The sequence below is a fragment of the Sedimentibacter saalensis genome (assembly GCF_007830175.1).
Taxonomy (GTDB): Bacteria; Bacillota; Clostridia; order Tissierellales; family Sedimentibacteraceae; genus Sedimentibacter; species Sedimentibacter saalensis.
Genome location: NZ_VLKH01000002.1, coordinates 166,378 through 181,222, shown reverse-complemented (window position 1 = coordinate 181,222; position 14,845 = coordinate 166,378). Strand labels below are relative to the sequence as shown.

General features: G+C 35.9%; 18 protein-coding genes. All 18 read left to right on the top strand.

Features of this window, described 5'->3' with window-relative positions:
* The first annotated feature begins 178 nt into the window (after nucleotides 1-178).
* The 18 genes from LY60_RS03780 (at nucleotide 179) to recO (ending at nucleotide 14,838) form a co-directional block, all read left to right on the top strand.
* Entirely contained in the window at nucleotides 179-1,723 is a 1,545-nt protein-coding gene (locus LY60_RS03780; protein WP_145080224.1) for an ABC transporter ATP-binding protein, read from the top strand.
* Complete coding sequence (locus LY60_RS03775) at nucleotides 1,701-2,804, top strand: ABC transporter permease (protein ID WP_145080221.1); 1,104 nt, start codon at nucleotides 1,701-1,703, stop codon at nucleotides 2,802-2,804. The genes LY60_RS03780 and LY60_RS03775 overlap by 23 nt, the downstream gene beginning before the upstream one ends.
* Nucleotides 2,801-3,754, top strand: coding sequence for an ABC transporter permease (locus tag LY60_RS03770; RefSeq protein ID WP_145080219.1), 954 nt, complete (start codon nucleotides 2,801-2,803; stop codon nucleotides 3,752-3,754). Before LY60_RS03775 ends, LY60_RS03770 begins: the two co-directional genes overlap by 4 nt.
* A gap of 87 nt (nucleotides 3,755-3,841) precedes the next feature.
* The gene (locus LY60_RS03765) at nucleotides 3,842-5,338 is read left to right on the top strand and encodes a helicase HerA-like domain-containing protein (protein WP_145080216.1); all 1,497 of its coding nucleotides are present in this window, start codon (nucleotides 3,842-3,844) and stop codon (nucleotides 5,336-5,338) included.
* A 15-nt stretch (nucleotides 5,339-5,353) separates the two neighbouring features.
* A complete protein-coding gene (locus LY60_RS03760; protein ID WP_145080213.1) occupies nucleotides 5,354-5,782 on the top strand; it encodes an RrF2 family transcriptional regulator in 429 nt (142 codons plus the stop codon).
* Between the two features lie 19 nt (nucleotides 5,783-5,801).
* A complete protein-coding gene (locus LY60_RS03755) occupies nucleotides 5,802-6,158 on the top strand; it encodes a YraN family protein (protein ID WP_145080210.1) in 357 nt (118 codons plus the stop codon).
* A gap of 75 nt (nucleotides 6,159-6,233) precedes the next feature.
* Nucleotides 6,234-7,565, top strand: a complete 1,332-nt coding sequence (gene mtaB, locus LY60_RS03750; RefSeq protein WP_145080207.1) for a tRNA (N(6)-L-threonylcarbamoyladenosine(37)-C(2))-methylthiotransferase MtaB — start codon at nucleotides 6,234-6,236, stop codon at nucleotides 7,563-7,565.
* Between the two features lie 22 nt (nucleotides 7,566-7,587).
* Entirely contained in the window at nucleotides 7,588-7,929 is a 342-nt protein-coding gene (locus LY60_RS03745; RefSeq protein WP_145080204.1) for a histidine triad nucleotide-binding protein, read from the top strand.
* Between the two features lie 105 nt (nucleotides 7,930-8,034).
* A complete protein-coding gene (gene rpsU / locus LY60_RS03740; RefSeq protein WP_019227108.1) occupies nucleotides 8,035-8,220 on the top strand; it encodes a 30S ribosomal protein S21 in 186 nt (61 codons plus the stop codon).
* 12 nt (nucleotides 8,221-8,232) lie between these two features.
* Nucleotides 8,233-8,676 (top strand): GatB/YqeY domain-containing protein, encoded by a 444-nt coding sequence (locus LY60_RS03735; protein ID WP_145080201.1) that lies wholly within the window; start codon nucleotides 8,233-8,235, stop codon nucleotides 8,674-8,676.
* A gap of 107 nt (nucleotides 8,677-8,783) precedes the next feature.
* Complete coding sequence (locus tag LY60_RS03730; RefSeq protein WP_145080198.1) at nucleotides 8,784-9,062, top strand: YabP/YqfC family sporulation protein; 279 nt, start codon at nucleotides 8,784-8,786, stop codon at nucleotides 9,060-9,062.
* A 20-nt stretch (nucleotides 9,063-9,082) separates the two neighbouring features.
* Nucleotides 9,083-10,285 carry a sporulation protein YqfD gene (locus LY60_RS03725; RefSeq protein WP_246145361.1) on the top strand — a complete coding sequence of 401 codons (1,203 nt, stop codon included), beginning with the start codon at nucleotides 9,083-9,085 and terminating at the stop codon, nucleotides 10,283-10,285.
* Nucleotides 10,286-11,245, top strand: a complete 960-nt coding sequence (locus LY60_RS03720) for a PhoH family protein (RefSeq protein ID WP_145080193.1) — start codon at nucleotides 10,286-10,288, stop codon at nucleotides 11,243-11,245.
* Nucleotides 11,245-11,697: an rRNA maturation RNase YbeY gene (ybeY, locus tag LY60_RS03715; protein ID WP_145080190.1), complete on the top strand. Its 453-nt coding sequence runs from the start codon at nucleotides 11,245-11,247 to the stop codon at nucleotides 11,695-11,697. Before LY60_RS03720 ends, ybeY begins: the two co-directional genes overlap by 1 nt.
* 17 nt (nucleotides 11,698-11,714) lie before the next feature.
* Nucleotides 11,715-12,812: a DUF3048 domain-containing protein gene (locus LY60_RS03710; protein ID WP_145080187.1), complete on the top strand. Its 1,098-nt coding sequence runs from the start codon at nucleotides 11,715-11,717 to the stop codon at nucleotides 12,810-12,812.
* Between the two features lie 13 nt (nucleotides 12,813-12,825).
* Nucleotides 12,826-13,218 (top strand): cytidine deaminase, encoded by a 393-nt coding sequence (gene cdd / locus LY60_RS03705; protein WP_019227101.1) that lies wholly within the window; start codon nucleotides 12,826-12,828, stop codon nucleotides 13,216-13,218.
* 19 nt (nucleotides 13,219-13,237) lie between these two features.
* Nucleotides 13,238-14,128, top strand: coding sequence for a GTPase Era (era, locus tag LY60_RS03700; protein WP_145080185.1), 891 nt, complete (start codon nucleotides 13,238-13,240; stop codon nucleotides 14,126-14,128).
* Nucleotides 14,125-14,838, top strand: a complete 714-nt coding sequence (gene recO / locus LY60_RS03695) for a DNA repair protein RecO (RefSeq protein ID WP_145080182.1) — start codon at nucleotides 14,125-14,127, stop codon at nucleotides 14,836-14,838. The genes era and recO overlap by 4 nt, the downstream gene beginning before the upstream one ends.
* The last annotated feature ends 7 nt before the right edge of the window (nucleotides 14,839-14,845 follow it).

Below are 14,845 nucleotides of genomic sequence, written 5' to 3'. Positions count from 1 at the left end.
TGATAGGAAAGTTCTTTTTCCTATCATATCAAAAACGAGGATTGCAAAGGGCGGGACGCCCTTGCCGTTAAGAGGGGTGCGGAGTCTAAAACGCGTATGCGTTTTAACGCCGAAGGGGGACATAGGTCCCCCTAGCGGAGTTGCGGAGCAACTTTTTGATATTGAAGAAGGAGAAATTATGGATTATGTGATCGAGATGAACAATATCACTAAAAGATTTGGAGACTTCAAAGCTGTGGATGATGTTACTCTCAAGGTTGAACGCGGAGAAATACATGCCCTTTTGGGAGAAAACGGAGCAGGCAAATCTACATTGATGAGCGTGCTGTTTGGTTTGTACACTCCTGAAGCCGGAGAAATAATCATTGACAAGAAAAAAGTAAAAATAAACAACCCCAATGATGCCAATGACTTAGGAATAGGCATGGTGCACCAGCATTTCAAGCTTGTTCACAACTTTACCGTCCTTGAAAGCATAGTCTTGGGCAAGGAAGATACAATAAACGGTTTTTTAAAAATGGATGAAGCAAGAAAAAAAGTCGAGAAATTAAGCGACCGATACAAGCTGAAAATTGATCCCGATGCATATATTTCAGATATTACAGTAGGAATGCAGCAAAGAGTTGAAATACTTAAAATGCTTTACAGAGACAACGACATATTGATTTTTGATGAGCCTACGGCAGTACTCACCCAGCAGGAAATTGAAGAGCTAATGAAAATTATGAGGGAATTGACTGAAGAAGGAAAATCCATAATATTCATTACACACAAGCTGAATGAAATAAAGGAAGCAGCAGACAGGTGCACAGTGCTTAGAAAGGGTAAGTACATTGGAACTGTGGATGTAAAAACAACCTCTAAAGAACAGATGTCTGAAATGATGGTTGGAAGAAAAGTAAGCTTCATAATAGAAAAATCAGATGTAAAAAATCTAAGCCCTGTTCTTGAAGTGAAAAACATGACAATCACTAACAAGTTTACCAAGAAAAGCGTTGTAAAAAATGTTTCCTTCGATGTTAAAAAGGGAGAGATTCTTTGTATAGCCGGAATTGACGGTAACGGACAGTCTGAACTTGTGCAGGGAATAACAGGCCTTATGGCAATAAACTCAGGACACATATTTTTAAACGGCAAAGATATTACAAAAAAATCAATACGTCACAAATGCATTGAAGGAATTGCTCACATACCTGAAGACAGACAAAGATACGGACTTGTGCTTGACTACAGCCTAAAGGAAAACGCTGTTTTACAAACATATTACCAGACGCGTTTTCAGAAAAATGGAGTCATAAAGTTTGAGGCTGTTAGAAATTATGCGAAAAAACTCATCAGCCAGTATGACATAAGAAGCAGTCAGGGCGAAGATTCAATTGTAAGGGGAATGTCTGGCGGAAATCAGCAAAAGCTTATTGTTGCAAGAGAAATAGACAGGAATCCTGAAATAGTCATAGCTGTGCAGCCAACAAGGGGACTGGACGTCGGGGCAATTGAATATATCCACAATCAGCTCTTGTCTCAAAGAGAAGATGGAAAGGCTGTACTGCTTGTATCATTTGATCTGGATGAAGTTATGAATGTAAGTGATAGAATCCTAGTAATGTTTGAAGGAGAAATCGTTGGAGATTTAAATCCTAAAAATACAACTGTGCAGGAGCTTGGTCTTTACATGTCAGGTTCAAAAAGGAGTGATAGCTATGAAAGCAAAAGCAAAGCTTAATTTTATAAACTCAGCTTGGGGTGTAAGCTTCCTATCAGCTGTTATGGCCATTGCCATAGGCCTTCTTTTTGGCCTTGTAATACTTCTTATAAGTAATGCCTCTGAAGCATTGTCAGGATTCACTGCAATAATTCAGGGAGGTTTTGCTGACGGTGCTAAGGGAATAGGAGATGTGCTGTACAATGCAACACCCATAATAATGACAGGCCTTTCCGTGGGTTTTGCCTTTAAAACAGGACTGTTCAACATAGGTTCGTCAGGACAGTTTACCATGGGAGCTTTTGCTGCTGTGTATGTTGGAATAAAGTGGACATTTCTATCAGGAAGCAGCCACTGGATTGTTGCTCTGCTTGCAGCATGTATTGCAGGAGCTCTGTGGGGACTCTTGCCCGGAATACTTAAAGCAGTTGCTAACGTCCACGAAGTAATTTCTTCCATAATGATGAACTACATAGGAATGTACTTTGTTAACATGCTCATAGTTTCAAACATACATGACAAAATCAAAAATCAAAGCCTTCCTGTTCTAAAATCTGCAATAATTCCAAAAGCAAATCTTGACAGGATTTTTGGAAGCCAGAATATAAACATAGGAATTTTAATAGCTGTCTTAATGGTTGTAATCATATATTTTCTTATAAATAAAACAACTTTCGGCTATGAGCTCAAGGCATGCGGCTACAGCAAGGATGCAAGCAAGTATGCAGGAATAAATGCCAAAAGAAACATAATTCTTTCAATGGTTATTGCAGGAGCTCTGTCAGGATTAGGAGGAGGTCTTTTGTATTTGGCAGGTTCAGGAAAATATCTTCAGGTTGTTGACATCCTTGCTCCTCAGGGTTTCAACGGGATTTCAGTTGCACTTCTTGGAATGTCAAATCCTATTGGAATTTTATTTGCTGGTCTTTTCATTGCCCACATAACAGTAGGCGGAGTGAATCTTCAGCTTTATTCATTTGCCCCTGAAGTAATAGACATAATCATTGCTGCGATTATTTACTGCGGAGCATTTGCTCTTCTTTTTAAAAACATAATTTTCAAGTTCAGCAAGAAAAAAGAAAAGGAGGATGAAAGCATATGAACACCGTATATTTCATTTCCCAACAGACCATGTTTTTTGCAATACCTCTTCTCATTGTTGCCCTGGGAGGAATGTTTTCCGAAAGAAGTGGTATTGTAAACATTGCTCTTGAAGGAATAATGGTTATGGGAGCTTTCATAAGTATTTCTTTCATAAGCATTTTTCAGGATAGATTAAGCGGACAGATTCTTCTGATACTTGCAATTTTAGTTGCAGGACTTTCAGGTGCAATATTTTCGCTGCTTCACGCCTTTGCATCTATAAATATGAAGGCTGACCAAACAATCAGCGGGACGGCGCTGAACATGTTTGCTCCTGCATTTGCAATATTTGTTGCCAGAATGGTGCAGGGGGTCCAGCAAATTCAGTTTTCGGATACATTCCATATTGCAAAAGTACCTATTTTAGGAGACATTCCGTTAATAGGACCAATTTTATTTCAAAACTGCTACATAACAACTTTTATAGGCATTGCTATAGCCATAATTTCTGAAGTTGTAATAAACCACACAAAATTTGGCCTGAGGCTTCGGGCATGCGGAGAATTTCCACAAGCTGCAGATTCAGTTGGAATAAATGTATATAAAATCCGATATGCAGGTGTTATTATTTCCGGCACACTTGCCGGCATAGGAGGGCTGGTTTTTGTAGTACCAACATCAACAAACTTCAATGCAACGGTAGCAGGCTATGGATTCTTGGCATTAGCCGTGCTTATATTCGGACAATGGAGAACAAAAAAAATATTTGTTGCAGCATTTTTCTTTGGTATTATGAAGACATTTGCATCAGCATATTCAGGAATTCCTTTTTTAAAAGGTCTTCCCATTTCCAACGAGGTTTATAAAATGATACCATACATTGCAACTCTTATTGTGCTTGCATTTTTCTCCAAGAGCTCACAGGCACCCAGGGCTGAAGGTATTCCATACGACAAGGGAAGCAGATAAAATCGCTACGGCGATTTTTTTATGTTGTAAAATAGTATGCATATTGGTAAAATAATATAAATAAATCATAAGATGAAAGGAGAAATTATGTTTTCTGATAATAAAATATGGATAGGAAAAAGCGAAAATCGTGTTTATCTTGAACCTAAAATGGCCAACCGTCACGGTCTTGTTGCAGGAGCCACCGGAACAGGCAAGACAATTACTTTAAAAGTTCTGGCAGAATCATTCAGCGAAATGGGTGTGCCGGTATTTCTTGCTGATGTAAAAGGTGACCTGGCAAGCCTTGCTACTGCCGGTACAGACAGTGAAAATATGCAGGAAAGAATAAAACGATTTGAAATAGATAATTTCTCATACAAATCTTTCCCTGTACAGTTTTGGGATTTGTTCGGCGAAGGGGGGCTGCCTGTTAGAACTACCGTTTCCGAAATGGGTCCTCTTCTTTTGTCCCGTATACTAAATTTAAATGACACACAGACCGGAATTATGAACATTATTTTCAGGATTGCAGATGATAAAGGTCTATTGCTTCTCGATCTGAAGGATTTAAGAGCAATGGTCCAATATGTGGGAGATAATGCAAAGGAATATACACTTGACTACGGAAACATATCTTCTCAAAGCATTGGAGCCATTTTAAGAAACATGATTGCCCTTGAAGACCAGGGAGGAGAATATTTCTTTGGTGAACCTGAACTTGATTTCAATGACTGGATGAAAGTTGACTCACAAAACAAAGGCTATATAAATATCTTGCACAGTCCTAGACTGTTTTTAAATCCTTCTTTGTATTCAACATTTTTGTTGTGGATGTTGTCAGAGCTTTTTGAAAATCTTCCTGAAGAAGGAGATTTGGAAAAACCAAAAATGGTTTTTTTCTTTGATGAAGCTCATTTGTTGTTTGAGGATGCCCCAAAGATATTGCTTGATAAAATTGAACAGGTGGTACGACTCATACGCTCAAAAGGAGTCGGAGTATATTTTATAACTCAAAGCCCTACGGACTTGCCTGATGATGTTCTATCTCAGCTTGGAAACAGGATTCAGCACGCCTTAAGAGCATATACTCCTGCTGAAAGAAAAAAAGTTATTGCAGCTGCTGAAACTTTCCGCCAGAACCAGAAATTCAACACAGTTGAAGCAATAACAGAACTTGCCACAGGAGAAGCTTTAATTTCCATGCTTGATGAAAAAGGAAGACCTTCTGTTGTTGAAAGAGCTTTTGTACTGCCTCCTCAAAGCAAGTTCGGAACAATTGATGATTTATTAAGAAATCAAATTATTAAAGGCTCAAAATTATATAGCAAATATTCAGAGGAAGTGGACAGAAAATCAGCATTTGAAGTTATTAGGGAAGAAAAAAGAATACAACAGGAATACATTGACAGTGAAAAAGAAAGAATAGAAAAACAAAAAATAAGAGAACAAAAAGAAAAAGAAGAAAAAAAGTATCAAAAAAACATTAAAAAATCCAACAGGATGACACCTACCGAAAAGGCTGCAAATTCAGCTATGAGTGCCATCGGAAGAGAAATAGGAAAGTCGCTCATAAGAGGAATTCTTGGTTCCTTGAAAAGATAGCGGCAGGGTGAAATTATGAAAATATCAACAAAAGGCAGATATGGTCTGCGTGCTGTAATGGATCTGTGTATCAATTCAAACGGTGATTATGTTTCATTGATAAGCATTGCGGAAAGGCAGAATATATCAAAAAATTATCTGGAGCAGGTTTTTTCTGCTCTTAGAAAAACAGGAATTGTAAAAAGTGTAAAAGGTTCACAGGGAGGTTATCTTCTTAACGGCAAGACATCAGAGGTTACCATTGGAAATATACTAAGAGCACTTGAAGGTGATTTGTCAGTGGTTAAGGAAGAACAAAGCAACAGTAAAATTGAACATTGCATTAAAATGAATTTATGGGACAAAATAGACCAGAAACTGTACGAGATAATTGACAACATGACTCTGGAGGACCTAATAAACGAATACAACAAGGGTACGGATTCCATGATGTACTATATTTAAGGCCATTTGCGAGGTTCCTATGGACCATAAGAACAAGGGATATGAATATGAAAAAATTGCTGAAAAATACTTGATGGAAAATAATTTTATAGTTAAGCACAAAAATTTTTTATGCCGTCTAGGAGAAATAGATATAATCGCAGAAAAAGACGGTGTTACCCATTTCATAGAAGTTAAGGGCAGAATAAATACAAAGAACGGCTATCCAAGAGAAGCTGTTACTCCTTACAAACAAAGAAGAATTATATCTGCAGCAAAATATTACCTCATGCAAATTGGAAGGGATGATATTTTTTGCCAGTTTGACGTTGTGGAAATAATTAAGGAAGAAAATTCAATTAACATTGTAGAAAATGCTTTTTGGCTTTCATCTTGAAAGTTTTGACCAAGTATGTTAATATCTAAAAGTTCCTTAATCAAATGAAGGACATATCATATTAGGAGAAGAAATTTGAACAACAAAGATACAAATAAAAAATATACAGTTTCATTTACTACATTAGGCTGCAAGGTAAATCAGTTTGAAACTGAAGCAATGTCAGAACTTCTTGAAAAAGAAGGCTTTGAAGTTGTTCAGGAAAATGTCAGCGACATATATATAATAAACACATGTGCAGTTACAAATGAAAGTGAAAGAAAATCAAGACAATTTATAAACAAGGCAAAAAGAATTAATCCAAATGCAATTGTTGTAGCTGTTGGGTGCAGCGTCCAGCTTCACGGTGAAAAAATAAGCAAGGACACAACTGCTGACATTATAATAGGAACAAAGAACAAAGGAAACATCGGTAAATTATTAAAAGAAAAATTATCCCACATGGAACAGGATTCAGAAGTTATTATTGAAAGCTTCCATGGACAGGAATGTTTTGAAGAATTAAAAATAAGCTCAGTCCATGACAAAACAAGAGCAAACATAAAAATACAGGACGGCTGCAGCCAGTTTTGCTCTTACTGCATTATTCCATATGTGAGAGGGCCTATAAGGAGCAGAAATCACGAAGACATAGTTAAGGAAGTTAAAGACATTGCAGCAAACGGCTACAAGGAAATTGTGCTAAACGGCATACACATTTCTTCATACGGCAAGGAAATAAAGGAACAGGATGCCCTTATAAAGCTTATAGAAGACATGAATAAAGTTGAAGGAATAGAAAGGATAAGACTTGGTTCACTTGAACCCAATCTTATAACAGAAGATTTCATCATACGATATTCATCCCTTGAAAAAACCTGTGACCACTTTCATCTGTCGCTGCAAAGCGGAAGCAATTCTGTTCTTGAAAGAATGAACAGAAAATACACAGCCGAGCAGTATAAAAATAATGTGGAGCTTATAAAAAAATATATGCCAGATGCCGGAATTACAACTGACATAATTGTGGGCTTCCCCGGAGAAACTGATGAGGAATTTAATGAAACAATGGAATTTGTAAAAAAAGTCCGTTTTTCCAGAATCCATGTGTTCAAATATTCCATAAGAGAAGGTACAAAAGCTGCAGAAATGACTGATCAGGTTGACGACATTGTTAAATCTGAAAGAAGCAGGGTTTTAATTGAGCTAGGAGAAGAAGTATCCAATGAGTTCATGAAAAAATATGTGGGAAAAGATGTTTCTGTACTTGTCGAAACTGAAAAAACAGAAAATTTATTTGAAGGATACACAACAAACTACTTGAAAGTTTTGCTAAAAAGTGATATTAATATTAGAAACACAATAGTTGATGTTCATGTGAAAAATGTAGGGAATGATTATTTGACAGGTGAATATTCTGCTATTTGATTATTATATGAGAGGTGAAAAAATGGATTGCATATTTTGCGCAATTGCAAACAAAGAAATACCGTCACAAATAGTATTTGAAAATGATAATTTAGTAGCCTTCAGAGATTTAAATCCTCAGGCGCCTGTACATATACTTGTAGTACCCAAAATGCATATTTCTTCAATGAATGAAATTACAAGTGAAAACAGTCATATAACAGCAGAAATATTCGAAGTTATAAATAAAATTGCTGAAAAGGAAAATATTAAAGATTCTGGATACAGAGTTATCAGCAATTGCGGCGAAGACGGATGCCAGTCTGTAAAGCATCTGCATTTCCACTTAATTGGTGGAAAAAAATTGTCAGAAACTTTATCATAAATTTCTTGCATTTACTTATTCTATGTTATATAATAAATGAGTGCTATTTCAAACTCGCTGGTGTCTTGGACATACAGTAGTAGAAGACGAGGGGAGGGTAGCAAAATGACAGAGGTAAAGGTTAGAGAAAACGAGTCGATCGATAATGCTCTTAGAAGATTTAAAAGACAATGTGCACTTACAGGTGTTATGTCTGAAGTAAGAAAAAGAGAGCACTATGAAAAGCCAAGCGTTAAGCGTAAAAAGAAGGCTGAAGCAGCTCGTAGAAAGAAAAACAAAAAAGCAAGATAAAGAGGTGAAAGTATGCCTTTAAAAGAGAAACTCATGGACGACCTTAAGGAAGCCATGAAATCTAAAGAAAAAGTCAGAAAAAATGTTGTTACAATGGTAAGAGCAGCTGTTAAACAAAAAGAAGTTGACAACCGAGTAGATTTAAGCGATGACGATGTTCTGGATATAATAGCTAAACAAATCAAACAAAAAAAAGATTCAATTGCTGACTTTGAAAAAGGCAACAGACAAGATCTTATTGATCTTACCAATGAAGAAATCAAAATACTATTAGAATATTTACCGCCTCAACTGTCAGATGAAGAGCTTGAATCGATTGTTAAAGAAGCAATCGAAACAACCGGCGCTCAGACCAAAAAAGATCTGGGTAAGGTCATGGCTCTCATAATGCCTAAAACAAAAGGCAAAGCTGACGGCAAACATATAAATGAAATTGTGGCTAAATATATAAAGTAGGTAAAGACCCCAAATGATTGGGGTTTTTTTATTTGTACCAAAACGCGTATCATAGTATTCCATAAACAAGCATAATTTATTGTAAGGATATATGGAGGGAGGACAGTATGGGAAAATTTAATAATTTCAGAAGTTATCTGGCAGACAATCTGGAAATTCCAAACGATGCGTTTTCGGACAATTTTGATCTCAGGATGCATGGAAATAAAAAAGTAATAATTGAAAACCACACAGGAATTATAGTATACGAAGACAACGAAGTAGGAATAAAAACCAATGAGCAGAACATTTTGATAAAGGGTTCAAAATTTAAAATAGAAGAAATTAACAGCTTTAAAGTTATAGTAAAAGGAGAAATAAAAGAAATTATATTTAGCAAGGAGTAAATATGCTGATATTTAAGTTGATGTATTTATTAAGGGGCTATGTACTGGTTCGCCTAAAGGATGCAAACTTCGAAAAAATCATGAATTTACTCAGAAAAAAAGGAATTGTTATGTGGGATATTGAAAAGAAAAATGACGAAATCAAGTTTAAAATATCCTACGATGATTACCGAAAATACCAGGACATCATAAAAGAAACTAAGATGGAAACAATAAAAAAGAAGGGTTTTGCACTTAATTTAAGAAAAATTAAGGTGCGTAAGGGATTTGTTGCAGGCATTTTCATACTTTCCATATGCCTTTATCTTTTGTCTTCTCTTGTGTGGAATGTTGAAGTAATTGGAACAAACAATTTAACTGCAAAAAAAATTAAATTGGTTCTAGAAGAAAATGAAATAAAGGTTCCTGTATCTCAGGGAAGTCTTGAGACAAAATCTATTGAAACAATGCTTTATAAAAATTTTGACAACTTCAAGTTTGTTGAAGTCTATGTGGAAGGTTCAAACCTGATCATATTTGTAAAGGAAAAAAATATAGAACCTGCAGAATTCAAGAACAACGAGCCCTCAAGCATCGTATCAAAGAAAAATGCAATCATAAGCAAGGTCATAGCTAAAAGCGGTCAGCCTGTAGTAAAAGAAGGAGACGTTGTTTATGAAGGTCAGACGTTGATTATGGGTATTATAAAAAATAAAAATTCCGAAGAATTTGTAATGGTTCCATCGGACGGAATAATTTATGCAAAGACATATTATAATTTTGAAATGAAAGAAGAAAAAATACGGGATGTGAGTATATCAACAGATAGCAGCAAAGTTCGTTTCTTCTTGAAAATTAATGGTAAAAATGTTAAAATAATAGGTGACAAAGCACCATATGAAAATTATACTTATAAAGAGAGAACAATTGCTGTTCCCATACTGTCTAGTTTAACTAATATAAAGATTGTAAAAGGTGTATACTATGAAGAGACTGTAAAAAAAATCGAAATAGATGAAAATACGGCTCAGAATAAAATGAAGGTTGCCATGTACGACGACCTTATAAAAAAATGCAATAATGACTCAAAAATATTGAAATCATCCATAAACTTCACAGAGGATGACCAGTTTTATTATTTAAGAGCACAGATAGAAGTTATGGAAGACATTGGCGAATCGGTAAAAATTTATCCCATGACTGATGCACAAGACGAAATAAATGAAGAAAACCAAGGAGGATAAATGGAGTTATTTGAAGAAAGCATAATATTGTCGGGTGAAGATGATTTAATCAGACTTTTGGGAATACACGACAAAAACATTAAAATAATAAAAAGTTATTTTGATGTTAACATTCTGGTGAGAAACGAAGAAATTAAAGTAACCGGCGAAAAGTCTAAAGTTGAATCCGTGAGCAAAATATTGAAAGATATGATAAACGTAATAGACACTGAAGGAGAAATAAGCGACCAGAAAGTAGTCTATCTCATTGAAGCAAATAAAACAAATTACAACATAGATTATAATGAAATTTTAAAAGATGTCATTGTTACATCAGCATCAGGAAGAGTCATAAAAGCAAAAACCGTGGGTCAAAAAAGATATATCGACATGATAAACAATAAGGACATAACATTCGGCATTGGCCCTGCAGGTACAGGAAAAACATATCTTGCAGTTGCTGCTGCTGTCAATGCGTTCAGGAAGAAAGAGGTCGAAAGAATAATTCTTACAAGGCCTGCTGTTGAAGCAGGAGAAAAGCTCGGGTTCCTGCCTGGAGATTTGCAGGATAAAGTTGACCCGTATTTAAGACCTCTATATGATGCTCTTTTTGACATAATGGGTATTGAAAACTTCATGAAAAATGTTGAAAAACAGCTGATTGAGGTTGCTCCTCTGGCATACATGAGGGGAAGAACATTAGATTCATCATTTATAATTCTTGATGAAGCTCAAAACACAACAAATGAGCAGATGAAAATGTTCCTGACACGTCTTGGATACGGTTCTAAGGCTGTTATAACAGGAGACATAACGCAGATAGACCTTCCGGGAGACAAGAAATCAGGACTTAAATCCGTCATCAATATTTTAAAGGATGTGGAAGATATAGGATTCATGTTTTTCCACACATCAGATGTTGTAAGACACAAGCTTGTGCAGGATATTATAAAAGCATATGAAAGATTTGAGGCCAAATAATGATAAGTGTTTTATTTGATAACAGACAAGACATAATGGAAATTACAGAGGCTAATGAAAAGGCAATAGAAACTGCTGTGGAAACAGTCCTAATGGCAGAAAATCAGTCAGGGAACTATGAAGTCAGCGTTTCTTTTGTCTCAAATGAAGAAATAAGAAGTCTCAACAAAGACTTCAGAAATGTTGACAGCGAAACAGATGTATTGTCATTTCCTATGGATGACGATGATGAATTTGACGGCGTTATAATCCTGGGGGACATTGTCCTTTCAACTCAAAGAATAATTGAACAAGCCAATGAGTTCGGACACAGCCTTGAAAGAGAAATGATTTATCTTACGGTTCACAGTATGCTGCACCTCCTTGGATACGACCACATGACAACATCTGAAAAGGAAGAAATGAGACAAAGAGAAAAAGAAATCATGAAAGAACTTCAGTTGTTTAAATAAATTGCAAAGGATGATCCATGATAAAAAAGACTTTTATTGTTTTAATGATGGCAATGCTTTTATTTGCAGCAGCTTGTTCAACGAAAACTTCTGTTTCTGAAAACCCGGCGGAAGAAACAGTTCCTTCCGAAGAAAATACACCGGGTGAATTGGAAATAATTGATTCTGAAGAAAATGCTGATGACAAAACACATGAAGATAAGGGCAAGGTTGTTTCTCCTCTTGACGGGCTTAAATATTTTCCCGAACAACTCAAAAATCGTCCAGTGGCTGTTTCAATTGACAACCATCCGGATGCCAGATGGCAGGCAGGACTTTCTCAGGCTGAGATAATATATGAGTTTGAAGTTGAGTATCCATACACGAGGTATCTGTGTATTTTTCATGCTCAAGAGCCTGAAATGATAGGTCCCGTGAGGAGTGCAAGGCCTTATATAATTTATTATGCAATGGAAAATGACGGAATTTTTGTCCATGTGGGCGGAAGTGAAGATGCTTTTTCAGAAATTGACCGCCTTGATTGCCCGGATGTTGACGGGCTTTATTCAGGAGCCATGTGGAGATATTACGACACTGGAAAAAAGGCGCCTCACAACATGTACACAACTGTTAAATCTATACGTGATGAGGCAGCTTCATACGGTTACAGAAAAGAAGGAAACTTTGAAGGGTATCTGTTCAATGAAAAGCCTCATAACATTTCAAAAGATTACAAAGACAGCATTTCTGCTCAAAACATAAATATTACATATAATAAAAGCAACACAACCAGCTATGAATATGACAAAGAGCTTCAAGTATATTTAAGGTTCAAAGACGGACAGAAACATGTTGATGAACTAGATAAAAAACAGCTCAGTACAAAAAACATAATAATTATTGAAACAAAAAAAAGCGTGCTTGATAACGCAGGAAGGCTGTATATAGGAACAGTTGGCGAAGGAAGAGGCATGTACATATCAAATGGTGAAGCAGTTGAAATAACCTGGAGCAAAAGCAAAGAAGCCTCAAGAACTAAATTTTACTCAGGAAATGATGAAATAAAATTAAATCCGGGCAATACCTGGATACAGGTTGTGAATTATTTAGACAATGTAGAAATAGAAAAGAATTAAAAAGGCGGGTATTATGGAAGATAAACTATTGATAAAAATTGCCATGGAGGCCAGAGAAAAATCATACAGTCCATATTCTAACTTTAAGGTAGGAGCAGCCGTATACACAAAAAGCGGAAAAATTTTCACAGGATGCAACATAGAATCTGCAGCGTTCACTCCAACCATATGTGCTGAGAGAGTTGCTCTTTCAAAAAGCATATCAGAAGGATACAAAGATATAGAAAAAATTGCAGTTGTGGGAAGTGATAAGAAAATTTCTTTTCCATGCGGTGTGTGCAGGCAGTTTCTTAGGGAATTTGGTAGAGATATAAAGGTTATATGTGCTAAAAATATAGATCAGTACGAAGTACATACATTGGAAGAACTTCTCCCGAACAGTTTCGGGCCGGAAGACTTGGATTAACAAAAGAAAGAGGGAAATAATGTTTAAATCAGGATTTGTAACAATAATAGGCAGACCAAATGTTGGGAAATCAACATTGATGAACACAATGATAGGTGAAAAAATCTCAATAATGTCAGATAAGCCACAGACAACAAGAAATAAAATTAGGACTGTATACACTGACGAAGAAGCACAAATAGTTTTTCTGGATACGCCGGGAATTCACAAGCCAAAAAACCAGCTGGGCGAATTTATGAACACTGAAGTTGATGCGGCTCTTGAAGAAATGGACGTATTAATTATGATAACAGATGAGTTCAATAAAATAGGGCCTGGTGACGAGTTCATAATTGAAAAAATCAAAAATGTCAATTCGAAAAAAATACTCATTATAAACAAGGTTGACATGTTTGATCAGGCTGGAGCAATTCGCATGGCACAAGAATTCGGAAAATACAATGTATTTGACGATATTATTCCCATATCAGCACTTAAAAATCTGGGAGTTGATTCGCTTGTAAACATCATAAAAAAATATTTAAAGCCTGGACCAATGTATTTTCCCGGCGATTTTATAACAGACAGACCGGAGCGTTTTGTTGTTGCAGAAATAATAAGAGAAAAGGCACTTATGTATCTGCAGGATGAAGTTCCCCATGGAATTGCCGTTGAAATTGAAGAAATGAAGGAAAGAAAAAACAGGAATCTCGTTGACATAAGAGCCAGTATTTTGTGTGAGAAAAAATCACATAAAAGCATTATTATTGGAAAAGAAGGCAGAAAGATAAAAGGCATAGGTAAAAGCGCCAGGGAAGACATAGAAAAACTCCTTGGAAGTCAGGTGAATCTGCAGCTTTTTGTTAAAATTTCAGAAAACTGGCGCGACAACAATTATCTTTTAAAAAGCCTTGGCTATGATCAGAAATGATAACCGAGGATGTCCTTGTTGTCAGAGATGTAAGCTACAAGGAAAATGACAAAATTCTTCATGTTATTTCAAGAACTAGAGGCAAAATTCAGCTCATGTCAAAAGGCTCCAAAAAGCCTAACTCACATCTTGTCAATGTGTCTCAGATTTTTGCATATTCAAAATGTTCCCTGACATTTTCAAGGGATATGTATATAATAACATCGGCAGAACTCATTGATAATTTTTACGGACTTAAAAACAATATCGATTCATATTACAGAGGAAGCTACATTCTTGAGCTCATAAGCTATGTGGCTCAGGAAAATGAATATGATTACAGAATTTTTGACATGACTGTGGCAGTTCTTGGGTACCTTGCAAACAGCGTGGAAAATCTTGATAAGCTCGTTGCTGCATATGAACTTAAACTTGCATCAATGCTTGGGTACAAGCCGGACTTTGTTCACTGCATTTCATGCGGAAAAGAAATTAAGGAAGATGCGAGGTTTTCAATCAGTGAAGGAGGCTTGTTCTGTAGCGACTGCGTAAAATATGGAAACGGTATAAATGTCACTTATGGTGAAATACTAACTTTGGATAAAATTTTAAAGACAAAATTTGAAAATTTAAGCTCAATTGAAGTAAATATTAAATCTATGAATATAATCAGAAAATTTTTGTTTTATTACATAGGAAGAGATAATTTTACTACATTGAAGCTCATTTAAAAGGAAG